21 protein-coding genes are annotated in these 24,837 nt (G+C 52.0%); 6 read left to right on the top strand and 15 right to left on the bottom strand.

From position 1 onward, the window contains the following. Nucleotides 1-12: 12 nt before the first annotated feature. The 5 genes from eno to rlmD all read right to left on the bottom strand — a co-directional run bounded on the left by eno (nt 13) and on the right by rlmD (nt 7,845). On the bottom strand, nt 13-1,305 hold the full coding sequence (gene eno, locus L2725_RS03460) for a phosphopyruvate hydratase (protein WP_249247663.1): 1,293 nt from the start codon (nt 1,303-1,305) through the stop codon (nt 13-15). Between the two features lie 247 nt (nt 1,306-1,552). Next, the gene (pyrG, locus tag L2725_RS03455; protein WP_248934457.1) at nt 1,553-3,190 is read right to left on the bottom strand and encodes a CTP synthase; all 1,638 of its coding nucleotides are present in this window, start codon (nt 3,188-3,190) and stop codon (nt 1,553-1,555) included. A gap of 119 nt (nt 3,191-3,309) precedes the next feature. Further along, on the bottom strand, nt 3,310-4,104 hold the full coding sequence (gene mazG / locus L2725_RS03450; RefSeq protein ID WP_346429380.1) for a nucleoside triphosphate pyrophosphohydrolase: 795 nt from the start codon (nt 4,102-4,104) through the stop codon (nt 3,310-3,312). Between the two features lie 11 nt (nt 4,105-4,115). After that, nucleotides 4,116-6,323: a GTP diphosphokinase gene (relA, locus tag L2725_RS03445; RefSeq protein WP_249247662.1), complete on the bottom strand. Its 2,208-nt coding sequence runs from the start codon at nt 6,321-6,323 to the stop codon at nt 4,116-4,118. Nucleotides 6,324-6,519: 196 nt separating this feature from the next. After that, nucleotides 6,520-7,845 (bottom strand): 23S rRNA (uracil(1939)-C(5))-methyltransferase RlmD, encoded by a 1,326-nt coding sequence (rlmD, locus tag L2725_RS03440; RefSeq protein WP_249247661.1) that lies wholly within the window; start codon nt 7,843-7,845, stop codon nt 6,520-6,522. 100 nt (nt 7,846-7,945) lie between these two features. On the opposite strand from rlmD, the gene barA reads away from it, so the two are divergent. The 3 genes from barA to L2725_RS03425 are packed head-to-tail and all read left to right on the top strand — an operon-like array spanning nt 7,946 to nt 11,565. Then, complete coding sequence (gene barA / locus L2725_RS03435) at nt 7,946-10,783, top strand: two-component sensor histidine kinase BarA (protein ID WP_249247659.1); 2,838 nt, start codon at nt 7,946-7,948, stop codon at nt 10,781-10,783. Then, the gene (locus L2725_RS03430; protein ID WP_115135329.1) at nt 10,740-11,336 is read left to right on the top strand and encodes a YjaG family protein; all 597 of its coding nucleotides are present in this window, start codon (nt 10,740-10,742) and stop codon (nt 11,334-11,336) included. Before barA ends, L2725_RS03430 begins: the two co-directional genes overlap by 44 nt. 4 nt (nt 11,337-11,340) lie before the next feature. Further along, nucleotides 11,341-11,565, top strand: coding sequence for a hypothetical protein (locus tag L2725_RS03425; RefSeq protein ID WP_249247657.1), 225 nt, complete (start codon nt 11,341-11,343; stop codon nt 11,563-11,565). Nucleotides 11,566-11,584: 19 nt separating this feature from the next. Here the strand turns inward: L2725_RS03425 and L2725_RS03420 are convergent, their stop codons facing one another. Next, entirely contained in the window at nt 11,585-12,484 is a 900-nt protein-coding gene (locus tag L2725_RS03420) for a LysR family transcriptional regulator (RefSeq protein ID WP_249247656.1), read from the bottom strand. Nucleotides 12,485-12,684: 200 nt separating this feature from the next. On the opposite strand from L2725_RS03420, the gene recN reads away from it, so the two are divergent. Next, a complete protein-coding gene (gene recN, locus L2725_RS03415; RefSeq protein ID WP_249247655.1) occupies nt 12,685-14,346 on the top strand; it encodes a DNA repair protein RecN in 1,662 nt (553 codons plus the stop codon). A 259-nt stretch (nt 14,347-14,605) separates the two neighbouring features. Next, nucleotides 14,606-15,979, top strand: a complete 1,374-nt coding sequence (gene guaD / locus L2725_RS03410) for a guanine deaminase (protein WP_249247653.1) — start codon at nt 14,606-14,608, stop codon at nt 15,977-15,979. A 73-nt stretch (nt 15,980-16,052) separates the two neighbouring features. Here the strand turns inward: guaD and gltS are convergent, their stop codons facing one another. Then, entirely contained in the window at nt 16,053-17,276 is a 1,224-nt protein-coding gene (gltS, locus tag L2725_RS03405) for a sodium/glutamate symporter (RefSeq protein WP_115135332.1), read from the bottom strand. A 553-nt stretch (nt 17,277-17,829) separates the two neighbouring features. Here gltS and L2725_RS03400 point away from each other — a divergent pair. Beyond that, entirely contained in the window at nt 17,830-18,753 is a 924-nt protein-coding gene (locus L2725_RS03400) for a M14 family metallopeptidase (protein WP_249247652.1), read from the top strand. A 50-nt stretch (nt 18,754-18,803) separates the two neighbouring features. On the opposite strand, the gene L2725_RS03395 is transcribed toward L2725_RS03400, so the two are convergent. From L2725_RS03395 to ribD, 8 genes are all read right to left on the bottom strand, one after another. Beyond that, complete coding sequence (locus tag L2725_RS03395; RefSeq protein ID WP_115135334.1) at nt 18,804-18,989, bottom strand: hypothetical protein; 186 nt, start codon at nt 18,987-18,989, stop codon at nt 18,804-18,806. Between the two features lie 230 nt (nt 18,990-19,219). Next, entirely contained in the window at nt 19,220-19,714 is a 495-nt protein-coding gene (locus L2725_RS03390) for a phosphatidylglycerophosphatase A family protein (RefSeq protein WP_249247651.1), read from the bottom strand. Continuing rightward, complete coding sequence (gene thiL / locus L2725_RS03385) at nt 19,715-20,671, bottom strand: thiamine-phosphate kinase (protein WP_249247650.1); 957 nt, start codon at nt 20,669-20,671, stop codon at nt 19,715-19,717. Nucleotides 20,672-20,729: 58 nt separating this feature from the next. Next, nucleotides 20,730-21,134 (bottom strand): transcription antitermination factor NusB, encoded by a 405-nt coding sequence (nusB, locus tag L2725_RS03380; protein ID WP_115135337.1) that lies wholly within the window; start codon nt 21,132-21,134, stop codon nt 20,730-20,732. 15 nt (nt 21,135-21,149) lie between these two features. Then, nucleotides 21,150-21,626: a 6,7-dimethyl-8-ribityllumazine synthase gene (gene ribH / locus L2725_RS03375; RefSeq protein ID WP_115135338.1), complete on the bottom strand. Its 477-nt coding sequence runs from the start codon at nt 21,624-21,626 to the stop codon at nt 21,150-21,152. A 168-nt stretch (nt 21,627-21,794) separates the two neighbouring features. Beyond that, nucleotides 21,795-22,898: a bifunctional 3,4-dihydroxy-2-butanone-4-phosphate synthase/GTP cyclohydrolase II gene (gene ribBA, locus L2725_RS03370; RefSeq protein ID WP_249247649.1), complete on the bottom strand. Its 1,104-nt coding sequence runs from the start codon at nt 22,896-22,898 to the stop codon at nt 21,795-21,797. A 77-nt stretch (nt 22,899-22,975) separates the two neighbouring features. Further along, nucleotides 22,976-23,632 (bottom strand): riboflavin synthase, encoded by a 657-nt coding sequence (locus L2725_RS03365; RefSeq protein WP_249247648.1) that lies wholly within the window; start codon nt 23,630-23,632, stop codon nt 22,976-22,978. A gap of 55 nt (nt 23,633-23,687) precedes the next feature. Further along, nucleotides 23,688-24,830, bottom strand: coding sequence for a bifunctional diaminohydroxyphosphoribosylaminopyrimidine deaminase/5-amino-6-(5-phosphoribosylamino)uracil reductase RibD (ribD, locus tag L2725_RS03360; RefSeq protein WP_249247647.1), 1,143 nt, complete (start codon nt 24,828-24,830; stop codon nt 23,688-23,690). Nucleotides 24,831-24,837: the final 7 nt, after the last annotated feature.

The following is a 24,837-nucleotide window of genomic DNA, read 5'->3' as shown; positions in this document are numbered from 1 at the left end:
CAGTCGGTAAAATTACTGACCTTTAACTTCGCTCAGACCGCGGAAAGGTGCTTTATCACCCAACTGCTCTTCGATACGCAGCAGCTGGTTGTACTTGGCTACGCGGTCGCTGCGGCACAGAGAACCTGTCTTGATCTGGCCTGCTGCAGTACCTACTGCCAAATCGGCAATGGTGGCATCTTCGGTTTCACCTGAGCGGTGAGAGATAACGGCAGTGTAACCCGCTTCTTTAGCCATACGGATAGCAGCCAGAGTTTCGGTCAGAGAACCGATCTGGTTGAACTTAATCAGAATGGAATTAGCGATGCTGTTTTCGATACCACGGGTCAGGATCTTGGTATTGGTTACGAACAGATCGTCACCAACCAGCTGGATCTTGTCGCCCATAATCTGAGTCTGGTATGCCCAGCCATCCCAGTCAGACTCATCCAGACCGTCTTCGATAGAAACGATTGGATACGCTTCAGTCAGAGACTTCAGGAAATCAGAGAACTCGTTAGCAGTGAATACCTTGCCTTCACCGGACAGGTCATACTTACCGTCTTTGTAGAACTCAGACGCAGCACAGTCCAGAGCCAGAGTGATATCAGTACCCAGCTTGTAGCCAGCGGCTTCAACGGCTTCTTTAATCACAGCCAGTGCATCAGCATTGGAGGCCAGGTTCGGCGCGAAACCACCTTCGTCACCGACGGAAGTGCTCATGCCCTTGGCAGACAGTACTTTCTTCAGGTTGTGGAAGATTTCAGCACCCATACGCAGACCTTCGCGGAAGCTCTTGGCACCCACAGGCTGAATCATGAATTCCTGAATATCAACGTTGTTGTCGGCGTGCTCGCCACCGTTGAGGATGTTCATCATTGGCAGTGGCATGCTGTACTGACCAGGAGTGCCATTCAGCTCAGCAATGTGAGCGTACAGTGGCATACCTTTGGCAGCGGCAGCAGCTTTGGCGGCAGCCAGAGACACAGCCAGAATGGCGTTGGCGCCCAGCTTGTCTTTGTTTTCAGTGCCATCCAGGTCGATCATGGTTTTATCCAGATCCGCCTGAGCAGTTGCATCCATACCCAGCAGAGCTTCACGGATAGGGCCGTTTACGTTGGTCACAGCGTTCAGTACGCCTTTACCCAGGTAACGAGCCTTGCCGCCGTCACGCAATTCCAGCGCTTCACGGCTACCGGTAGAGGCACCGGATGGCGCAGCAGCCATACCGATAAAACCACCTTCCAGGTGTACTTCTGCTTCTACGGTTGGGTTACCGCGGGAGTCCATGATCTCACGACCGATCACATTAACAATCTTAGCCATAATGTCCTCGACTTAGTCCTAATAATAAATTCACACAAATGTCTGCGCTGAGCTCAATCCGGGAAAAACCGGTTTTGCCACCCTGGATGGCGTGAACTTAGGCTGATGAAAACGCAGATATTTGTGAAAACTGCTCGATTTGATGCGGGGCAATATGATGAGCTATTGCCCCTGTGGTTCGCAATGACTTTTGCACGTCCCAATGCAAAAAAAAACCGGCCCCGCTAACCGGGTCCGGTTTTAAGTCTTACTCTACATCGCCTTTCTGGAAATCTCTGGCGGCGGCTACAAAGCCTTCGAACAGAGGGTGACCATCGCGAGGAGTAGAGGTGAATTCCGGATGGAACTGACCTGCCACAAACCATGGGTGGTTTGGCAGCTCAATCATCTCAACCAGCTTGCGGTCGGTAGACAGGCCGCTGAATACCAGACCGGCTTTCTCCAGACGCTCAACATAGTTGTTGTTCACTTCATAACGGTGACGGTGACGCTCGATACAAGATGCACCACCGTAGGCAGCTGCAGCCTTGGTACCTTCAATCAGGTGACATAGCTGAGCGCCCAGACGCATGGTACCGCCCAGATCAGACAGGTCATCACGCTGTTCAACGTTACCTTCTTTGTCGATCCATTCAGTGATCAGGCCCACAACTGGGTGTGGAGAGTTCTTGTCAAACTCAGTGGAATGCGCACCGGCCAGACCGGCAACATGACGAGCGAACTCAATCAGTGCTACCTGCATACCCAGACAGATACCCAGGTATGGGATATTGTTTTCACGAGCGTACTTGGCGGCCAGGATCTTACCTTCCACACCACGCTCACCGAAACCACCAGGAACCAGGATACCGTCCAGACCAGCCAGAACTTCATCACCCTTGGCTTCAACAGTCTGAGAGTCGATGTACTTGATAGTCACAGAAACACGGTTCTTCAGACCGGCATGCTTCAGCGCTTCGTTAACAGACTTATAAGCATCAGGCAGTTCGATGTACTTACCCACCATACCAATGGTCACTTCGCCATTCGGGTTGGCTTCCTGGTAAATAACCTGTTCCCACTCGGACAGATCAGCTTCTGGGCAGTTCAGGCCAAAACGCTTAACAACCAGCTCATCCAGACCCTGTGAACGCAACAGCGCAGGGATCTTGTAGATGCTGTCTACGTCACGCAGAGAGATAACCGCACGCTCTTCAACGTTACAGAACAGGGAGATCTTGGCGCGCTCAGAAGCAGGGATAGCACGGTCGCCACGACAAACCAGGATATCAGGCGCAATACCGATAGAACGCAGCTCTTTTACAGAGTGCTGAGTCGGCTTGGTTTTAACTTCCTGAGCTGGACCAATGAAAGGAACCAGAGTCAGGTGCATGTACATGGTGCGATCGCGACCCAGTTCTACACCCAGCTGACGGATAGACTCCAGGAATGGCAGAGATTCGATATCACCCACTGTGCCACCGATTTCCACGATAGCCACGTCATGACCTTCACCGCCTTCCAGAACTTTCTCTTTAATGGCGTTGGTGATGTGCGGGATCACCTGAATGGTTGCACCCAGGTAGTCACCACGACGTTCTTTACGCAGAACTTCTTCGTAGATACGACCGGTAGTGAAGTTGTTACGGCGGTTCATCTTGGTACGGATGAAACGCTCATAGTGACCCAGGTCCAGATCTGTTTCTGCGCCGTCCTCAGTAACAAATACTTCACCGTGTTGAATTGGGCTCATGGTGCCTGGATCAACGTTGATGTATGGATCCAGCTTCATAATGGTAACATTGAGGCCACGTGCCTCGAGAATGGCTGCCAGAGAAGCTGCTGCAATGCCTTTACCCAACGACGAAACCACGCCGCCGGTGACGAAGATATACCTAGTAGTCATGCTGAACCTGAGAAAATGAATATGAAAATTTCGTGCTTGTAAGAAAGCACTAGGACGGGGCGACAGTTTACTAAAGTCGCTCCTTTTAGACAAACAAAGAATCACCTGATCCGGTGATTTTATTTTGCTTCTTTGGCCTTCGCCTGCTGCCAATAGGCTTCCAGCTGATCCAGAGTGTGCTCAGTCATTTCCCGACCGGACTGTGAAGCCAACTGTTCAACCTGACGAAAACGTCGCTCGAACTTATCATTCCCCTGACGCAGCGCCTGTTCCGGCTCGATACCCAGATGGCGGGCAAGATTAACCACGGCAAACAGCAGATCGCCCATCTCATCCTGCACTCTGGCGTTATCCGGCTGGGGCACATTCACCTCAGCCAGTACCTCGTCCACCTCTTCATGGATTTTGGCCACCACATCGGCGGTGTTATCCCAGTCAAATCCCACACGGGCGACCCGCTTCTGTATTTTGGCCGCGCGGGACAGCGCAGGCAAAGATTTGGGGATATTATCCAGCACACTGTGCATATCCTTTTCAGCCCGCTCCTCAGCCTTGAGTTGCTCCCAGTTGGACTTAATCTCCTCGCTGGAGAGGTTCTTGAGTTCACCGAATACATGGGGGTGTCTGTGGGTCAACTTGTCACAGATACGACCGGCGACCTGTTCAAAGTCAAATCTGCCCTGCTCCTTGCCCAGCTGGCAATAAAACACCACCTGGAACAAGAGGTCGCCCAGCTCATCGGGCAGTTCATCCCAGGCCATACGTTCTATGGTGTCCGCCACTTCATAGGCCTCTTCCAGAGTGAAAGGTACGATGGACTTAAAGTCCTGAGCCAGATCCCAGGGACAGCCACCCTGCGGGTCCCGCAGTTTGGCCATAATCTGCAGTAAACGGTCGAGGTTACTCCCCTGCACTGTGTCACTCCTCACTTGCGGCGAACCTCATAAACGCCTTCAATCTGCCCCAACCTGGACAGGACTCTGGAGACGCCATCGGAATTATAGAGTTCCAGTTCCAAATCAATGGTGGCAGTTTGCGTCTTGACTTCCGAGCTTGAACTCATTGCCATTACATGGGATTTCTCCGATGCCAGCACAGAGGTGAGATCCCGCAGCAGGCCGTATCTGTCATTGGCGGTAACCCGCACTTTAACCCGATAACCACCTGAGTAGTTCTCGCCCCAGACCACATCCACCGTGCGCTCTGGGTGCTGACGCATCAACTCTTTAACCTGTTCGCAATCCTCTCGATGAACCGAGATACCACGCCCCTTGGTAATAAAGCCGATAATTTCGTCGCCGGGTACAGGGTGGCAGCACTGGGCAATATGGCTGAGCAGATTACCCACACCATTTACCTCAACCTGGTCGCGATTCTTGCTGGCAGGTTTTGGCTGAGTCTTCTTAACCAGATCTTCAACCACTTCCTCTTCAGTCGGCTCGTCGTTGCGCAACTTACTCTGGGTATGGTTTACCACCTGATTCAGGCGAACATCGCCACCGCCAATGGCCGCCAGCAGGTCATCCATGGATGTCACGTTAAAACGCTCTACCGCAGACAGGGCATCCTTGAGTTTAAGGTTGTGACGGGACAGCTCGGTTTCCAGCATCTCTCGACCGGCAACAATGTTCTTATCCCTGTCCTGCTGTTTAAACCAGTGCAAGATCTTGGAGCGGGCACGGGATGACCGTATATAGCCGAGGTTGGGGTTCAGCCAATCTCGCTTCGGGTTGGGGGTCTTGGAGGTGATGATCTCGATACGCTCGCCGGTTTCCACCTGATAGGTAAAGGGCACAATGCGGCCATCCACCTTGGCGCCGATACACTTATGCCCCACCTGAGAGTGAATATAGTAGGCAAAGTCGAGCACAGTGGAGCCCAGCGGCAGGTCTACCACTTCGCCGGATGGCGTGAACACATAGACTCTGTCTTCAAACACCTGAGAGCGGATCTCTTCCACCAGATTTCCGCTTTCAGCCACGTCTTCCTGCCACTGCAGAATTTTACGCAGCCAATTAATCTTCTCTTCGTAACCGCTTTGCTTACCGCCGCTGGTACCCTCTTTATATTTCCAGTGAGCTGCCACTCCCAGCTCAGCATCTTCATGCATCTGCTGAGTACGGATCTGTATCTCTACGGTTTTGCCTTGAGGCCCCACCACCACAGTGTGGATTGACTGATAACCATTGGGCTTAGGGTTGGCCACATAGTCATCAAACTCCCGCGGGATGTGATGCCACATGGTGTGTACGACACCCAGGGCACCGTAACAATCCTGAAGACGTTCGGTAACGATACGCACGGCGCGCACGTCAAACAGTTCATCGAAGGCAAGGTCCTTGCCCTTCATTTTGCGCCAGATGGAGTAAATATGCTTGGGACGACCATACACCTTGGCGCGGATATGTTCTTCATCCAGCCTTGCCTGCAATTGACTGACAAAGCTGTCGATAAAGGTTTCTCTATCCAGCCGCTTGCCATCCAGCTGCTTGGCAATGTCTTTATAGGTCTCGGGATGCAGATAGCGGAAGGAGATATCCTCCAGCTCCCATTTGAGCTGACCAATCCCCAGGCGGTTGGCCAAAGGGGCATAGATATCGGCGATCTCCCGGGCCAGCAGCACCCGGGTTTCTTCATCTGAATTTTTCACAGCCCGCAATAGACAGATACGCTCGGCCAGCTTGATCACCACGGCACGAACATCCTCAACCATGGCCAGCAACATGCGGCGAATATTGTCTATCTGCGGCTCGGCTGAGCGGGATTGATTATTAATCTTAAGGGCGCTGATGCCGTCCATGGTGATAACACTTTCAACCAGCTGAGCCATGCCTTTACCGAACAGCTCTTCCAGCTGCTCAGCGTCCATCAATCCGGCTTCAAGGGCCTCAAACAGCACCGCCGCCTGCAGCGTCTCGATATCCATATTCAGGGGAGCGAGGATCTCCACCATCTCCCGCGCCTTGGAAACCAGCTCCCGGCTTTCGACCTCTTGTGCTTTTGCCATGGCATCGATGCGGCGGATAAGTGCCAGCAGCATGCCGGCATCTTTGGTGTCGGCCACATAACGGTCTACCCACTTTTCCAGTTGAAAATCCGGATCATTAAAGTGTGCTTCGCGAACAGATACCATGGTGTCATACTTCCTTATTACATCAGGACAAAGTCCTGCAGGCCTTACTGTACTGCCTATCATCAGCATTGTTTGAAGCTTGTCAAACAAGCTGGCGTTAAGTGCGCAGATTTTTACCTTATTTCGCACAAAAATTATGAATTTAACAATTCATTCAAGGTTTTGAGTGTAAAACCTGCAGATTCAGCAGTTAATTTCAGCAGCGCTCAAAAAGTGCCATCGCCTCGATGTGATGAGTCTGGGGGAACATATCTACCAAAGCCAACTGAGCCAGACGATAGCCTTTCTCCTGCAATACTTTACTGTCCCGGGCCAGACTGGATGGATTACAGGACACATACACCAGACTGGCGGGCTTCATTTTGCTGAGCCACTGCAGACTTTCAAACGCTCCGGCGCGGGCCGGATCCAACAGCAATTTATCTATCTTGCCCAGCCAGGGCTCGGCCGAAAGGTCAGCGCTCAGGTCGCCGTGGAAAAACGCCACATTATCCATTCCCGCTTTAGTCGCATTGCCTCTGGCCTGCTCAACCATTTCACGCACACCTTCCACACCGACAACCTGAGCACCTGTCCTGGCCAGTGGTAAAGAGAAGTTGCCCACACCACAGAAGAGATCCAGTACCCGCTCATCTGGCTGTGGCGCTAGCCAGGCGACCGCGCGCTCCACCATCAAACGATTGATCTCGCCATTAACCTGAATAAAGTTGCCGGGCTTGAACGCCAACTCCAGTTCATCCAGTTGATAGGCGACGCTGGCTTCCTCACCTTTAAGGTCGTAGCAGTGGCCCTCGTTGTCGGCCAACAGCACAATTACCCTGTGCTCTGCGGCAAAGGCTTCCAGCGCTGCACCATCCTTTTCACTGATGGCTTTGGTGACCCGAATCACCACATATCGACCCAACTCCACCTCAATAAGTTCCACATGGCCCAGAGTCGATTTCAGCTTCAGCTTATTCAGCAGGCTGTGCAGAGGAGAAATCAGGTCTGACAGGGGCTCGGCCAACACGGGACAAGCATCGATCGCAACCACTTTGCTGCTGGCTTCCTGACGGAACCCCAGCTCCAGCTGCTTGCTTTGTTTGTCATACCAGGTCGCAAGACGGGCACGACGGCGGTAATGCCAGGCACTGCCCGACAAAATATCTTCCACCTTGAACTCCTGCCCCCAGGCACGGCTCATCATATTCCCCAGCGCGTCAGCTTTGGCGTTACGCTGAGCGGCGACATCCATATGCTGCAAGTCGCAGCCGCCACAGCGGGCAAAATGAGGACACTCTGGCTGGATACGGGCGTCGCTGGCACGTTCAACTTTCAGCAGTTTGCCCCTGGCATACTGCTTTTTCTGTTCAGTTAATTGCGCGGTGACAGTCTCTCCGGGCAGTGCCCCCGGAATGAACACCACTTTGCCCTGATGCTGGGCGATACCAGCCCCGAGATGATCCAGTGAGGTGATCTGGAGTGACAGCTTTGCCGAGAGTTGTTTGGATCTATTTGGTTTTGCTTTGAAAAATTGTGCCATTTCGGCCTCAGAATCGATAAATCTCTGGTAAAGCCTGCGAAATATCTGGCAGTCTTGTACCATTACAATGATTTGTCCGTTTAAGGATCTTCCCGCTTCAATGAATAATGCCCAAGACATGACCAAATACAGCCTGCGTTCCTGGGTAATGGTGCTGGCTTTGGCACCGACTATTCTGATGGGGATCCTGCTGGGCAGCTATTTTACCATAGACAGATTTTATCAGCTCGAAGAAACCCTGCTTGAACAGGGAAGCAATATCATCGAGCCATTGGCCATCGCTTCCGAAGTGGGCCTGGAAAACAACGACAGAGAATCCAGCAAACGCCTGTTGGCAAGTGCCCAATTAAGTCGTTCCCCCTTGGTCAAATCCATTGCGATTTTCGACAAGAACAATCAACTGTTTATCACCTCTCACTATCATAAAGACTTTGAGGTGATGCGCTATCCCGGCAATGTGGCCGAGCTGCTGAATACAGAGCATGAAACCCTGGGCGATACCGTCATCATGCGTACGCCTATTTATGAGGGGTATAAACCCGGCGAACTGAGAATTGTCGAGCCATCCCAGGGCGCCAAGGGACAGCCGGACAGTCCGAGGTATCTGGGGTATATCGCCCTGCTGCTCAACAAAGAAAAAACCCTGCTGGAATATCACAGAGCCGCCGTTGCCGCCTTTATTATTGTGCTGGTTGGCGTGCAGCTGAATCTGCTGTTTACCTTCCGCCTGCTTAAGAACGTGACCCACCCTATTACCGAAATGGTAAAAGTCGTGGCGAAAATCCGTGAGGGTAAGCTGGACACCCGACTTGAAGGCAACCTGATTGGTGAGCTGGATTTGCTGAAACGGGGGATTAACGCCATGGCGTCCTCCCTGTCGGAATACCATGACGAGATGCAGCAGAATATTGACCAGGCGACATCGGATTTACGGGAAACTCTGGAACAGATTGAGATCCAGAACGTGGAGTTGGATCTCGCCAAAAAACGCGCGCTGGAAGCCAGCCGTATCAAGTCTGAGTTCCTTGCCAATATGTCCCACGAACTCAGAACCCCATTGAATGGTGTGATTGGCTTTGCCCGCCAGTTGTTAAAGACGCCTCTTCACGCCAGTCAGCTTGAATATATTCGTACCATTGAGCGCAGCGCCGCCAACCTGCTTGGCATCATTAACGACATTCTCGATTTCTCCAAACTGGAAGCCGGCAAAATGGTACTGGAGAACATGCCATTTGCCCTGCGGGATCTGATGGATGACACCCTGGCTTTGCTTGCAGGCAGCGCACGGGAAAAAGGCCTTGAGTTGGTGGTCAATATTAATGATGACGTGCCCGAAGGGGTCAGTGGCGATGCCATGCGCGTCGGGCAAATCATTACCAATCTGGTGGGCAATGCCATCAAATTCACCGATGAAGGCAGTGTTCAGTTGAATATCAAACTGGTGGGCGAAACCGGCGATAAAGTCACTCTCAGATGTGAAGTTATCGACACAGGTATCGGCATCAGTGAAGACCATCAGGAACTCCTGTTCCAGGCCTTCGGTCAGGCCGACTCCTCTATCTCTCGCCGCTTCGGTGGTACAGGCCTGGGGCTGGTGATCACCAAGCGCCTTATTAACCAGATGGGCGGTCAGATCGGCTTTAACTCAGTACAGCACAAAGGCTCTTCATTCTGGTTTACCCTGCCCCTGCTCAATGCCAAGTTCCCCATTGGTGACAGCCTGTCGGTTGCCCAACTAAAGGATGCCCAGGTACTGTTGTTCCAGCCCAAGAATCTGAGTATGCAGGTACTGTCCAACCGTTTGGGCAAGTGGGGTATGAAACTGCTGCCAGTGAGTGACTACACAGCCCTATGCCACTTGATAGAAGACGCACCTCAGGTGGATATAGCCATCCTCAGCTGCCTTGGATTCCCCGATACCGAAAGCATCAGCCGAGCTGTCGAAACCCTGAAGCCCAGAGTCGGCAAACTAATATTGCTGGATGATTGCCTCAGCAAACAGATGCTGCCGGAAAACTGCACCCGTCTGGCTGACAAGCTGTTAACTCCACCAGTGGGTGACAATGTGCTGGCCCGGGCGCTGCTGTTTACCCAGTTGGGCGACTCCTTTGTCAATGTGGAAAGCCCGGTCGCCGCTGCACATCAAAAGCATGAGCTTAAAGTGCTGGCAGTCGATGACAACCCTGCCAACCTCAAGTTGATGGATACCCTGCTCAATGAGTTGGTGACAGATGTGGTCACGGTCAACAGTGGTGACAAGGCGATCAGCGAAGCCCAGGCCCATAAGTTCGACCTGATTTTCATGGATATTCAGATGCCGGGTACCGATGGTATTACCGCGACCCGTCGCATCCGGATGAATTCCAATAATCGCAGAACGCCCATCATTGCGGTAACTGCCCACGCCATTGCAGAAGAGCGGCAACGCATTATGAGCAGCGGGATGGATGCCTACCTGCCCAAGCCGATTGATGAAGCAGCGTTGAAAGAGGTGATAACCCGTTGGATCACCCGGCCTGAATTCTCCGAGTTTGATCTGCAAACCCTGAACTGGGAGCAGTGCCTGGCACAGTCGAATCAAAAAGTAGACCTGGCGCTGGAAATGCTCACTATGCTGCTCGACAGCCTGCCACAAACAGTTACACAGATTGAAAAAGCCCTGCAGGACAATGACCAACAGACCATGTTGAGCACAGTACACAAGCTTCATGGTGCCAGTTGTTACTGTGGCGTGCCAAACACCCGCAAACTGTGTCAGGAGATAGAGTCAGCCCTGAAACACAATACCGAAATCAGTGACCTCGAGCCGGAAATTCTGGAGTTACTTGATGAACTAACTAAGGTAGAATCTGCTGCGAAACATGTGATTTCCCAGCTAACTGCGGACGAAACCAATGACCAAAAAACCCGGCTTCTTCAAACGCCTAAAGGCGCTTGAACCACTGCAGAAGCAGTTGTTTGCCACCGCGCTTTGTCAGCGCATGTATCCCAACTATCAGCTTTTTGCAGAGGTCTGTGAGTTTGGTGACAGCCAGGTGCTGTCTACTGTTCTGGAACTCCTGTGGCAATCTTTGTACGACCGCAAACTGAAGTTCAACTATGAAGTCCACCTTGAGCGACTGGATGCTGTTACTCCTGACCCGGAGGACTTTGTTGTTTACGGCGCTTACCCGGCGATGGACGCTGCTGTTGCCCTCACCTCTCTGCTCAGCGCTATTCAGGGCAAACAGGAAGATGACATGGTGAACATCAGTAAACTGTCTTCTGCCACCGTAGCCAACTATATTGAAGCTACAATAGATACAGAGCTGGACGGCGATGCGCTGGATGACTTTATCTTCGAGCAGGAGATCATGCAGGAAGAGCGAGAACTCCAGTCCTCTTTGCTGGATATTATCGAGCAGAACCCTATCAGCGCTGAGCTGGTGAAGGAGCTGCGCAAAGACATTATCGCCTCCGGCGTGTCCAATATCGGCATATCGGCAGACTGATACCATGTCCCACAAGCTCATCATCGATGGATATATGCTCACCAATGATTCAGGAAAAACTGATCGCTGGAAGCTGACCATAGGTGATGAAACCCGCCTGGGCTCGCTGTTTGAGCTTAAGCGGGTGATTAAGTTTTACCGTGAACTCGGGGTGATTCCCGAGGTTCGCTCTCAAACCCTGCCGCCAGCCACCTCCCCAGGTTCAACTCTGCTGCGTTCACGCAGATAGCCAGCAGCTTGTTACTGCATCAAGATAGGGCGAACAACTCTTCCGCCTGCTGTTGCATAAATTCCAGAAACAGTCTCACCTTCACAGGTTGATGGATTCGCTGGTGATAAAGCAGCGAGATACGCCGTTGCTCGCCAATCCATTGGGGCAATAACACCTCCAGCTCCCCCCGCTCCAACTGACCTTTGGCGAACAATTCAGGCCCATACAAAATGCCGCCGTTATCGACCGCCGAACGGATAGCGCCATGCAGATCAGACAGGGTTAAGTGCCCTGCGCCTTCATGGAAAAAGTTCTCACCATTTGGGTGTTTCAGATGCCAGTTATACAGAGGCCAGACCTTGATGAGTCTGTGATTGGACAGATCATTGGCATGTTCAGGTCGGCCATTGGCAGCCAGATAGTCGGGAGAGGCCATCAACTTATAGTCCAGAACTCCCAGGGTTTTGGAAATCCAGGAGGAATCTGGTTGTCGCCCCCCCACTATCGCCACATCCACCCCTTCATCAATCAGGTCAACCACCTGATTGGACTGGCTGATATGCAATCGAATATCAGGATAGCGCCGGCAAAACTCGTTGAAGGCAGGCATTAATACCATGGACACAATCGCAATAGGCGCAGCCAGTCTCAGGGTTCCTTCGGGTCTGTCGCTGCGTTCACTGCTGAGCTCATCAAACTGGCTGACCACACTGCAATAGCGCTGAAACAGGATCAGCCCCTCTTCGGTGAGTCTGAGCTTACGGGTATTGCGCATTAACAGGTGTCTGTCCTGTACCGCTTCCAGCTTAGCCAGTTTGCGGCTTACGGTTGCGACCGGCACCCCTAAGTTGCGCGCAGCAGCTGACATACTGCCGGCGTTTACTACGTGCACGAACAGGTAGATAAGTTCCAAATCATTCACTTTGGTGACGGTCAACAGCCCCTCCTCACACCTCAACCATGAATTAGAATTAGACAATAAACCCCTGAAAATGCGAAGTTAATCAAATCTTCTCCGGCACAGGGAGAGGAAATTCACATCCAGTAGTTTACTGTATATAAAATCAGTATATACTGTGTATCAATACAGTGTTTGCATTGTTTTTAGTCAATCAGCGTATTCCACGGGGAATCACTATGCTTTGCCAACTCAGCATCAACAATTATGCCATTGTCCGCTTTCTCGAGCTGGATTTTCGCCCCGGTATGACAAGTATTACCGGTGAAACAGGTGCAGGTAAATCCATCGCCATCGATGCCCTGGGTCTCTGCCTGGGTAATCGCTCCGACGCATCCAGTGTTCGGCCCGGTGCAGGTAAAGCTGAAATCAGCGCCCGTTTTTCTGTTGATGATATCCCCCTGGCCAAACGCTGGTTGGAAGACAACGACTTGGATGCTGAGCATGAGTGCATCCTGCGTCGCACCATTAACGCAGATGGTCGTTCCCGCGCTTATATCAATGGCAACCCGGTTCCCCTGCAGCAACTCAAGTCACTGGGTCAGCTACTGGTTGGTATACATGGCCAGCATGCCCATCACGCCATGCTGAAAAGTGAGCATCAACTTACCCTGTTGGACAGCTATGCCAATCATAAGCTGTTATTGGAAAATGTTGCCAAGTCCTATCAGAGATACAAACAAACCCAGTCCGAATTGAAACGACTGCAACAGTCTTCTCTGGAGCGTATTGCCCGCAAACAACTACTGCAATATCAGGTAGAAGAGCTGGATGAGTTTGCCCTGCAGCCCGGTGAGTTCGATGAGATTGAAGCCGAACACAAGCGCCTGGCCAATGGCAGTGCCCTGATAGAGAACTGTCAGCAGGGTCTGTATCTGCTCAGTGAAGGTGAAGATGCCAATGTGGAGTCTTTGCTGAACAAAGCCGTTATGCTGGCCGATGAACTTAAGGACTATGATCCGGAACTGGAAATCATAGGTAATATGCTTAATGAGGCGCTTATCTCTGTTCAGGAAAGTGCAGCGGAACTGCAGCGCTACCAAAGTCATCTGGAGCTGGATCCTGAGCACTTTGCCCAACTGGAACAAAGAATGTCTCAGGCAATGCAACTGGCCCGCAAACATATAGTCTCGCCACAGGAGTTGGTTGCCCATCATACCAAGCTTAAACAGGAGTTGGACGCCATCGATGGCGACAACAGCAAGCTTGAAGGGATAGAGCAGGAGCTTGAGGCCAGCCGTCAGGCCTATATCGCCCAGGCGCAAAAGCTGAGCCTAAGCCGCAGCCGGTATGCCAAAGAGCTGGATAAATTGGTAACTCAATCGATCAAAGAGCTGAATATGCCCAAGGGCAAATTCACTATTGATGTTAATTTCTGCGAGCAGACCATGTCACCCCTTGGCTCTGACAGTGTCGAATTTTTGGTGACCACCAACCCAGGGCAGCCACTACAGCCGATCTCCAAAGTCGCCTCAGGGGGCGAGCTATCGCGAATTGGGCTGGGTATTCAGGTGATTACCGCGCGCAAGGTCTCTACCCCAACCCTGATTTTCGATGAGGTAGATGTGGGTATTTCCGGCCCGACGGCCGCTGTGGTTGGTCGCATGTTGCGACAGTTAGGTGAGTCCACTCAGGTGTTCTGTGTAACTCACCTGCCTCAGGTTGCCGGTAACGGACATCAACATATGTTCGTTAATAAAGCCAACAAAGGGGGTCAAACTGAGACTTCCATGACCTCGCTGGATGCCGATCAGCGTATCGAAGAACTGGCGCGACTATTGGGCGGCGATACCATCACCACCAATACCCTGGCCAATGCCAAAGAGTTACTGCAGCATTAAGCCTCAGCTACCCAGTTAAGCCCGCCATGCGGGCTTATTGTTTTCCCGCTCACCTCTCCTGCCCTCTCCTGAGTATGATCGGCACATCAGTTCAGCTGCACCTATCTTGTTAACCTAATTACTGAGCTCACTACTGAACTGATAAATAACTCACGCCAAGTGTGATCCAGCCCCCACACATCTCACATTCTGAATAACTGATATATGCAGTTGCTGTATGCTTCGCGCCATAAAGATACCCTCAACAAAAAGTACCAAGATGACCCTGAACCAAGTTCAATTTGCTGTATTGGGACAGCTTTTCCATACGCCGGTTAAAGGCGATTTTGAATACCTGCCTCAGGCACTGGTATGCATCGACAATTTGGGCAATATCCTGTCTGTGACCACGGATGATGACAGCGGATTCGACGCCAATATCCAGCAGCTTGAGCAAGCCGGAAAACTGACCCGCCTGACTGACTCCCAATACCTGATGCCAGGTATGGTAGACCTGCATGTTCACGCCCCACAATGGCCTCAGGCTGGTAAAGGACTGGACCTGCCGCTGTACGACTGGCTACAGGACTACACCTTCCCACTGGAAGCCAAATTTGCCGATAACAGCTTTGCACAGCCTATGTATCGCAGTGCGGTAGAGACTCTGCTTGCCAATGGCACCACCAGTGCCGTGTACTTCGCGACCATACACAACGAAGCTTCTGTCACCCTGGCAAAAACCTGTCTGGAGCTGGGACAGCGTGGCTTCGTGGGTAAAATTAATATGGATGATGCCAGTCAATGTCCCGATTACTATCTGGAAGACACAGTTCAGGGGCTGGCTGATACAGAGCAGTTTATTCAGGATGTTCTGGCGTTGCCGGGCAACGAGCAGCGTCTGGTATCCCCTGTGGTCACCCCACGCTTTGTCCCAAGCTGCACCCCTCAAATGCTGAAGGGGCTTGGCGAACTCACAACTAAGTACAAGTGTCATGTTCAGACCCATTGCTCCGAGAGTGACTGGGCCCGGGATTACAGTCTGGAGCACTATGGCAAGAGTGATGTGGCCATCTATCAGGAGATGGGGCTGCTGACCCGAAAAACCATACTGGCGCACTCTATCTTCCTGAGTGATGACGACTGTGAAGCCATTAAGGCAACCGGTGCCAGCATCGCCCACTGCCCACTGTCCAATATGTACTTTGCCAACGCGGCCATGAAGACCCGCGAGATCCTGGATAAAGATCTGCATGTGGGTCTGGGAACCGACATCTCAGGTGCACCTGTGCCTTCGGTGTTCCATACCTGTCTGGATGCAGTTAACCACTCCCGTGTCCGCGAAGATGGTACCAATACCCATCTGCCGGCACCTGAGCGTGGCGAAGCCGGTAGCCGTATCAGCTTCCTGGAGTCTTACTGGATGGCCACTGTCGGCGGCGGTCTGGCAATCGATACCAAAGTAGGTCTATTCGCCCCAGAATATGCCTTCGATGCCCTGATTATCGATACTCAGGCGCCCGACTCAGATCTGTTTGTGATTCCCGAGCTGGATACCCCAAGAGACAGACTGGAGAAAATTATTGCCCTGAACCGCCGCACCAATGTGCGCAAGGTGTATGTTCAGGGTAAGCAGGTGATCAATAAAGACGCCTGAGGCTTGTCTGACATGGTATAAGCCAAATATAAAAAAGGAGCCAATTGGCTCCTTTTTATTTTTAAGGCAGATGTTAACCCATAACCGACAGGTACGCCTGCAGGATAATCAGGTTAACAATGTCGATAAAGAAGGCGCCCACAATAGGGACAACCATAAAGGCCTGAGGTGAAGGACCATAGCGGTTCACCACTGAGCCCATATTCATTACCGCCGTTGGCGTTGCCCCCAGACCAAACCCACAGTGACCACTGGCCATCACGGCAGCGTCATAGTTACTGCCCATCATCTTGAAGGTAATCCAGTAGGTAAACAGGCCAATCACCACTGACTGTACCGCCAGAATGATCAGGAATGGCACTGCCAGGTCAAAGATGTTCCAAAGCTTCAGGCTCATCAGTGCCATAGCCAGGAACAGCGACAGCGACACAGTGCCCAGAATATCAATGGTTTCAGTATCGATATGGCGTGTCTTGGTGACCTCCAATACATTGGTCACCACCACACCAATAAACAGGGCATAAACGAAGTCAGGAATCGTCAGCCAGGAGATCTCAAAGCCGCTCACCCACTGCTCCAGATACTTGGCGCCGGTCACGCAGAGGATCATGATAAACAGCATCTCAATGACCTTCTTGGCGGTCACCTTATCCTCTTCGTTTTCGTTATAGGTCACCACTTCCGGGTGTGGTTGCAACTTGTCACCGCAGCCATACTCAGACTCCAGCTTATGCTTTTTGATAAGACGCTGAGCAACCGGGCTGCCGATAATACCGCCCATAATCAAACCAAAGGTGGCTGACGCCATGGCGATCTCAAGGGTATTGTGCAGGCCATACATATCAGACAGGGTCTGTGACCAGGCCGCCCCGGTGCCATGTCCACCTGTCAGGGTAATGGAGCCGGCAATCAAGCCCATCAGCGGGTCCAGCCCCAGCATGGTCGCCAGGGAAACACCCACAGCGTTTTGCACCACAATAAACAGGGAAGCAATAGCCAGAAACACAAACACCTTGGCGCCACCCTTTAGCAACTGGGTGTAGTTGGCAGACAAACCCACAGTGGCGAAGAACATCAACATAAAGGTGTTCTGCAATGGCAGGTCGAATTTAAGCTCTATGTGATTAAAGTGCAGCGCGGTAATAATTGCTGCCACCACCAGACCACCCACAATGGGCTCAGGAATATTGAAACGCTTCAGTACTGGCAGCTTGGCATTAATACTGTGACCCAGGAAAAGTACGCTGATAGCGATTAGGAAGGACTCCAGCGGGCCGACGGAAATTACATGACTCATAGTACCTCATTTAGTTGTTGTAATACTCTCCTCCCTGATACCTGATTCTGCATTCTTCCATGTACTGGCTCCCCTAAGGGGCCGTGTGCCGTCAATTGGTATATCGTCATTTGCGAATTCACTATGGAATCACGATTAAATGATAAATGACAATCAACCAGTCAACTTCCTGATCTATTTCAAAATTCTGGCAAAATCTTGTTAATTTCCAACCTATTCTGATCGCAATACCAAAACCAAAACTTACCAAGCGCAGAACATGAACACATTTCAAAAACAAACGCATCCATTCAAGGGGTAAAAAGTGCGGATTCTGATGCCGGAAGGAAACTCTGCAGACGGGCAAATGATAATTAGCAAATGCTAACATTCAAGGCGTTTCAGACAGAGAATATTGTTGCCCGGGATAAGACTGACTGCTGACGGAGGGGAATATAGCAAAGCCTGGCTTACTCAGTGCTTTCCAATAAGTAATAATTCCTTAATGAGGCTGGTTTTCAGCACTCTGGATACGTATGCTTTCCCTACCAAACTCTCGAGAACAAGAATCAAAATGAGCACAGCATTCTATCCAATCGGAACGCCGGGTATGCCCTGGGGTGAGCAGGAAAAAGCCCAGTGGCTGGCATCCATTACCGTAAAGCGCAGCTACCACAAAGAAGTGGTAGAGAAGATCCATGCACTGGCCGACAAGTTTGATGTCATTCAGTATGGCGCGCTGAGCTACGATGAAACCCGTTTTCCACTGCTGGCGTTGAAAAGCAAAAACTGGGATGAGCACAAACCCAAAGTGCTGGTGACCGGCGGTGTACATGGCTATGAAACCAGTGGTGTGCAGGGGGCGATTAAGTTCGCTCAAACCCGTGCTTGCGAATACGAGCATGACTTCAACCTGCTGATTGCCCCCTGTATCAGCCCATGGGGCTATGAGGTCATCAACCGCTGGAACCCTAATGCCGTAGACCCCAACCGCTCCTTTGTGGAAAACAGCCCGGCAGAAGAATCGGCAGGCCTGATGTCTCTGGTTGCCCTTTATGGCAAAGACTTCCTGATTCATATCGACCTGCACGAAACCACAGATTCTGACGAAGGTGAGTTCCGCCCTGCCCTGGCCGCCCGTGACGGTAAAGAGTATGAGCCTGATATCGTGCCTGATGGTTTCTATCTGGTCGGCGACAGCGAGAACCCTCAGGAAGGGTTCCAGAAAGCCATGATCGACTCAGTGCGCAAAGTGACCCATATCGCGCCACCAGACAGCAATGGCAATATTATTGGTGCGCCGGTCGAACAGGAAGGTGTCATCAACTATCCGGTGAAGAAGCTGGGCCTGTGCGCAGGTGTGACCGACAGCGAATACTGCACCACGACAGAAGTGTACCCGGACAGCCCCAAGGTCACCGACGATGAATGTAATGATGCTCAGGTCGCAGCCGTAACCGCTGGACTGGATTACGTACTGGCGCAACTTAAGCAGTAAACTGAAAAAGGAGCCTGATGGCTCCTTTTTTCTCGCTATTGGTTATCGCATTAATGCTCATCAGCCTGTCCCCGGCTGGCCAACCAGGCGAAAGGGACAAACCATATGCCCACCATAACCAACATGGCGGTGGTAACAAATTCCTGATCTTCCACGGCAATCGACATTAATACAATAGCTGCGCCAAATGCTATCGACAGCAAAATATTCCAGAGCCCTGCTTTTCTGGCACTCATCCTGACCTCCTCCAGTCCGTTATCCTGTCGTCCAGCCTGAATATATGAGCGATGAATTCAGACCAAGCCTAACCAGATACCGCAGAGCTTATTGCAATTGAATCTCATTTGCAAGTAATTCTCATTTACAAATGTTATGGCTTGAGAAGTGTACGAATAAGGCCCGTTATCCGCTCACAAAAAAACCGCTCAATGAGCGGTTTTTATCAATGGGATAGTTAGGCCTGGCGTTAGCCGAAGAAGTGCACCAGTACCTGCATCGACAGAAAGGCAAATACACCAGCCAATACATCATCGGCCATAATGCCCAGACCGCCATGCACTTTGGCATCCAGAATACGGATAGGCCAGGGTTTGAAAATATCGAACAGGCGGAACAATACAAACCCGGCAACCAGCCATTGCCATCCCACAGGGGCTGCAATCATGGTAATCAGCAGCCCGGCCACTTCATCCCACACAATGGCGCCATGGTCGTGTACACCCATATCTTCAGATGCTTTACCACAGATATAGATACCGGCCAGAATCGCCAGTGCGGTCGCCACCAGATACCAGGTCAGCCCCAGAGGAGCCAGCACCAGATAAAGAGGAATGGCGGCAAGGGTACCGAATGTGCCCGGTGCCTTGGCAGCGAGACCACTGCCGAAACCCAAAGCCAGAAAGTGCACCGGATTGGCCAGTGACAGGCGATTCAGTGCTTCATCTTTTGCAAACAACTTCATTTAAAAATGCTCGAACCCCAGATTCTCGGGGGTAAATGGCTCGCCGTCCTTGAGCAGCTTTAATTGGTTCCCGGCGCAGATCTGGCCAATTTTGACAAACTTAACGCCACTTTGACTCAGTGAGGTTTCCAAAGCCCCTTTCTGGGCTTCCGGCACGGTAAACAGCAGCTCATAATCTTCGCCACCCGTCAGTGCCAGGCTTTGGGCAAACTCAGGAGACACAGTATCCAGCATCGCCTGGGACAAAGGCAAATCTTCCACCTTAACCACAGCACCAACACCAGATGCTTTCAGCACATGGCCAATATCTGACATCAAACCATCAGACAGGTCGATAGCACTGGACGCCAGACCGCGCAGGCACTGCCCTGCCAACACTCGTGGCGTTGGCCGGTAATGGCGACCTATCAGGTACTCTCTGTGCTCCGATCTGGCATCATGTTTACCCTGCAGCAGTTGCAGGCCAAGAGCCGAATCACCCAAAGTTCCTGTCACATAGATCCAGTCACCGGCTTTTGCTCCACCACGGGTAAGCGCCTTATCTTCCGGCACCTGTCCATTGACAGTAATGGTGATAGATTTGGGGCCACGTGTGGTATCGCCGCCGACCAGCGCAATACCATAGTATTCCGCAGCATCCAGCAGGCCTTCGGAAAAACGACGCAGCCACAGCTCATCGGGCTCAGGCAGAGTTAACGCCAGCGCCATCCAGGCAGGCTCAGCGCCCATAGATGCCAGATCAGACAGGTTAACTGCCAGCGCTTTATAGCCGAGATCAGCAGCCGGCATGGCAGGCAAAAAGTGGACATTCTCCACCAGGGTGTCGACGGAAATCGCCAGGGCTTTATTGGCAGCAGGTTGTACTACAGCACAGTCGTCGCCAATCCCTAGCAAGACATCGCGGCGCAGGGGACCCCGTCCGCTGAAGAAATTTTCGATCAGTTGAAATTCTTTCACTGTAAATTACCGGAGCAATCCATAGAAAAACGGTATCCATAGGATACCGTTTTGTCTGTTACTTACGTGCAACCAGCTTGTCCAGAATACCATTGACAAACTTGTGACCATCTTCGGCACCGAAGGTCTTGGCAGACTCGATAGCTTCATTGATCACTACCTTGAACGGCACATCCTTACGGAAGGTTAGTTCAAAGGCAGCCAAACGCAAAATGGCTTTCTCGATTGGATCCACTTCATCCAGAGGACGCTCCAGGAATGGAACCAGCATCTCGTCCAATTGCGCAGTCTTGGTTGCAGCGCCCGCAAACAGTTCACGGAAATAAGCAACATCAACACCGTCCAGGTTCTGCTCAGTCAGAAACTGATGTTCCACATCAGCGACGTTGTTACCGCTCAATTGCCATGAATATACGGCCTGTACCGCTAAACGGCGGGCCTTACGGCGCTCAGAAGGCTTCATTGAATTTCCTGTTAATTACAGCTGTTGTTCAAGTTCTTGCAGCACATTGACCATTTCCAGCAGACCCAGGGCAGCTTCGCCACCTTTGTTACCGGCCTTGGTACCTGAACGTTCAATCGCCTGCTCAATGGTATCTGTAGTCAGTACACCGAAAGATACGGGTACGTCGAACTCCAGAGAAACTTGAGCCAGACCTTTGTTACATTCACCTGCAACGAAATCAAAGTGCGGCGTACCGCCACGGATCACTGCACCCAGCGCAATGATACCGTCGAATTGGCCACTGGCAGCTACACGACGTGCAGCCAATGGCAGCTCAAACGCACCTGGAACACGGACAACAGTGATGTTTTCATCAGCTACCTGACCAAAGCGTTTCAGCGTGTCAATCGCCCCTTCCAACAGGCTCTCAACCAGAAAGCTGTTGAAACGTGAAACAACAATCGCCACCTTGGCATTTTTCGCTTCGATATTACCTTGAACTACGTTCATTATCTTACCTATGTTGCTATAGCACCCGGGCTCGGGGCGAAAAGTGGCGGTATGATACCACAGGCTTTTCGTCCAAGCTCTATGCAATTTTTCTGAAAAAGTTAAATTCGACTCAATGATGCAGACCGCCTGTTATGACAAATAGTTAGCAGGCGGCAGCACAAAATCTTATTCGGAAACGTACTCAGTCACTTCCAGGCCGAAACCGGACAGGCTGTGGTAACGCTTCTGGGAGCTCAGCAGTCGCATCTTGGTCACACCAAGGTCAGCCAGTATCTGAGAACCTACACCCACGCGACGGGATGTCCCCTGCCACTTGGCAGCAATTGGCTGAGCGCCCTTATCTTCCGCTTCGAAGGCACGCACTTTGGCCAGCAGGTCATCAGTGCTCTCTTCATTGCCCAGCAGCACCAGCACACCACCTTCATCGGCAATACGCCCCATCGCCAGATCCAGCGGCCAGCTGCGGCTCTGGTTACGCTCAGAGAACAGCAGGTCGTTAAAGGTGCTTGGCAGGTGCACACGAACCAGCACATCCTCAGTAACATCACCTTTCACCAGCGCAAAGTGCAACTGGTTGTCGATGGTGTCGCGGTAGGTCACCATGGTGAAATCGCCGTAGCGGGTTGGCAGCTGACACTCAGCTTCGCGCACCACTGTGGTTTCAGTATTGTTGCGGTATTCAATCAGGTCGGCGATGGTACCAATCTTGATGCCATGCTTCTCACTGAAGATCTCCAGATCCGGACGGCGCGCCATGGTGCCATCTTCATTCAGAATCTCAACAATCACACCTGAAGGTTCGAAACCAGCCAGACGGGCCAGATCGCAACCTGCCTCAGTGTGACCGGCACGGATCAGCACGCCACCTTCCTGCGCCATCAGCGGGAAGATATGACCGGGCTGCACCAGATCAGACGCCCTGGCATCTTTGGCAACAGCGGCTTTGACAGTCACCGCACGGTCGTGGGCACTGATACCAGTGGTCACGCCTTCAGCGGCTTCAATGGAAACGGTAAAGTTGGTAGAGAACTGAGCATTGTTGTTGCTTACCATCAGCGGCAAGTTCAGCTGCTGACAGCGCTCACGGGTCATGGTCTGGCAGATCAGGCCGCGACCATGGGTCGCCATAAAGTTAATCGCTTCCGGGGTCACCATATCGGCGGCCATGATGAGATCACCTTCATTTTCCCTGTCTTCATCATCCATCAGGATTACCATTTTGCCCTGACGAATATCCTCAATGATCTCTTCGATTGTATGTAGCGCCATTGTAAGACCTTTATTTTGCTTTGACTGGAAGGAAACACTCCCAGCATTGTAGAAAGATTTGACTCAAATACTGTCGATTAACGCATAAAACCAGCGCGGGCCAGCAGCTCCATGGTGACGCCACCGGCAGATTTGTCATCGTCTTTAAAGCTGATAAGCCGCTCAAGATAGCGAGCCACCAGATCCACTTCTATATTCACTTGAGTGCCGGCATGCATATCCAGCAGTGTGGTTTCAGCCGCGGTGTGGGGCACAATCGTCAGACGGAAACGGTTGCCGTCCACTTCGTTGGTGGTCAGGCTCACGCCATCAATAGTGATGGATCCCTTGTGGGCGATATAGCGAGCCAACTCAGCCGGCGCTTCCAGCCAGAATTCAATGGCGGCGCCACGATTGCTGCGCTCAGCGACGGTAGCAATACCATCCACATGACCTGACACCATATGCCCGCCCAGACGCGTAGTTGGGGTCACCGCCTTTTCCAGGTTCACCTTAGTGCCTACCTGATAACGGTTAAAGCCGGTCAGAGCCACAGTTTCAGCTGACACGTCAGCCACATAACCATCGGCCAGACGCTCAACTACCGTCAGGCACACACCATTGGTGGCAATACTGTCACCCAGCTTTACATCGGCCAAATCCAGAGTGCCACTGGCGACGGTCAGGCGAATATCATCGCCCCGACGCTGGATCTGACGAATCGTCCCTACTGCTTCGATAATGCCGGTAAACATAGTTACTCACTCTTTATACTCCGGCACGTATAGCGTCCCGGAATGAAAATCTTGTCTATTGCTGCTTTGTCAGGTTAAAGACAAAACGCCTGTCTTCACCCACTTTGCGCTCATCACACAATGTCATGGCAGGAATGCTATCCATGGTTTGCCAGTCGGGCAAGACCAACATGTTACGACCGTGACTGCCGAGCAATTTTGGCGCCTGGTACAAAACCAGCTCATCAACCAAATCAGCCGCCACAAATGCCCCGGCCAGGGTTGCACCCGCTTCCACCAGCACGGCATTCACCCGTTTACCCAGCTCAGCCAGCAAGGCGGCCAAATCAACACGGCCATCTTTGGCGGCAAGCACCAGGGTTTCAACATGCTCAGGAAAAGCGGCCAATTGCGCATCACTGTATGCCTGAGTCGACACCAGCAGTATGGGCGAGGCAAAACCAAACAGGTTCGACGCCTGTTCAGCTGTCAGTCTGGCACTCGAGTCCAGCACCACACGCAAGGGTTGCTGCAGGGTTGATTCATTCAGTACACCAGTCTCATCGACCACTGAGCCCAGCTCATCAAAGCGCACATTCAGAGTGGGATTGTCAGCCAGAATGGTTTCAATGCCGGTAACCAGCGCCGGGTGACGGGCACGCAGGCGCTGCACATCCGCGCGGGCCTGGGGGCCGGTAATCCACTTGGAGACGCCGTTGGACAGTGCGGTTTTACCATCAAGGCTGGCTGCGACTTTCACAGTCACAAAGGGTAAGCCGGTTTCCATACGGGTCAGAAAGCCCGGATTCAGGGCACGAGCCTCCACTTCCAGCAGACCCGTCTGCACCTCAATACCGGCATCTTTAAGCATATTGATGCCGCGACCGGCGACCTGAGGGTTGGGATCTGTCATGGCAACCACGACTCTGGCGACACCGGCTTCAATCAAGCCTTTGGCACAGGGTGGTGTGCGGCCGTAATGACTGCAGGGTTCAAGAGTCACATAGGCAGTTGCGCCCCGGGACTTATCACCGGCCATGCGCAAGGCATGCACTTCGGCGTGGGGACCACCGGCCTGAATATGAAAGCCTTCACCGACGATTTCATCATTGACGGTCAGCACGCAGCCCACGTTGGGGTTGGGTGCCGTGGTAAAGCGGCCACGTTTGGCGAGCTGGATGGAACGGGCCATCATTTGAATATCTTGAGCAGACCACATGGGAAGT

Source organism: Shewanella corallii (genome assembly GCF_023349125.1).
Lineage (GTDB): Bacteria > Pseudomonadota > Gammaproteobacteria > Enterobacterales > Shewanellaceae > Shewanella > Shewanella corallii.
This window is presented reverse-complemented; position numbering and strand designations above follow the sequence as displayed.

Bases quoted from the DNA above. Each gene is read 5' to 3' on its own strand.
- eno (WP_249247663.1), bottom strand. From the start codon at position 1,305: ATGGCTAAGATTGTTAATGTGATCGGTCGTGAGATCATGGACTCCCGC.
- pyrG (WP_248934457.1), bottom strand. From the start codon at position 3,190: ATGACTACTAGGTATATCTTCGTCACCGGCGGCGTGGTTTCGTCGTTG.
- relA (WP_249247662.1), bottom strand. From the start codon at position 6,323: ATGGTATCTGTTCGCGAAGCACACTTTAATGATCCGGATTTTCAACTG.
- rlmD (WP_249247661.1), bottom strand. From the start codon at position 7,845: ATGGCACAATTTTTCAAAGCAAAACCAAATAGATCCAAACAACTCTCG.
- barA (WP_249247659.1), top strand. From the start codon at position 7,946: ATGAATAATGCCCAAGACATGACCAAATACAGCCTGCGTTCCTGGGTA.
- L2725_RS03430 (WP_115135329.1), top strand. From the start codon at position 10,740: ATGACCAAAAAACCCGGCTTCTTCAAACGCCTAAAGGCGCTTGAACCA.
- L2725_RS03425 (WP_249247657.1), top strand. From the start codon at position 11,341: ATGTCCCACAAGCTCATCATCGATGGATATATGCTCACCAATGATTCA.
- recN (WP_249247655.1), top strand. From the start codon at position 12,685: ATGCTTTGCCAACTCAGCATCAACAATTATGCCATTGTCCGCTTTCTC.
- guaD (WP_249247653.1), top strand. From the start codon at position 14,606: ATGACCCTGAACCAAGTTCAATTTGCTGTATTGGGACAGCTTTTCCAT.
- gltS (WP_115135332.1), bottom strand. From the start codon at position 17,276: ATGAGTCATGTAATTTCCGTCGGCCCGCTGGAGTCCTTCCTAATCGCT.
- L2725_RS03400 (WP_249247652.1), top strand. From the start codon at position 17,830: ATGAGCACAGCATTCTATCCAATCGGAACGCCGGGTATGCCCTGGGGT.
- L2725_RS03395 (WP_115135334.1), bottom strand. From the start codon at position 18,989: ATGAGTGCCAGAAAAGCAGGGCTCTGGAATATTTTGCTGTCGATAGCA.
- L2725_RS03390 (WP_249247651.1), bottom strand. From the start codon at position 19,714: ATGAAGTTGTTTGCAAAAGATGAAGCACTGAATCGCCTGTCACTGGCC.
- nusB (WP_115135337.1), bottom strand. From the start codon at position 21,134: ATGAAGCCTTCTGAGCGCCGTAAGGCCCGCCGTTTAGCGGTACAGGCC.
- ribH (WP_115135338.1), bottom strand. From the start codon at position 21,626: ATGAACGTAGTTCAAGGTAATATCGAAGCGAAAAATGCCAAGGTGGCG.
- ribBA (WP_249247649.1), bottom strand. From the start codon at position 22,898: ATGGCGCTACATACAATCGAAGAGATCATTGAGGATATTCGTCAGGGC.
- L2725_RS03365 (WP_249247648.1), bottom strand. From the start codon at position 23,632: ATGTTTACCGGCATTATCGAAGCAGTAGGGACGATTCGTCAGATCCAG.
- ribD (WP_249247647.1), bottom strand. From the start codon at position 24,830: ATGTGGTCTGCTCAAGATATTCAAATGATGGCCCGTTCCATCCAGCTC.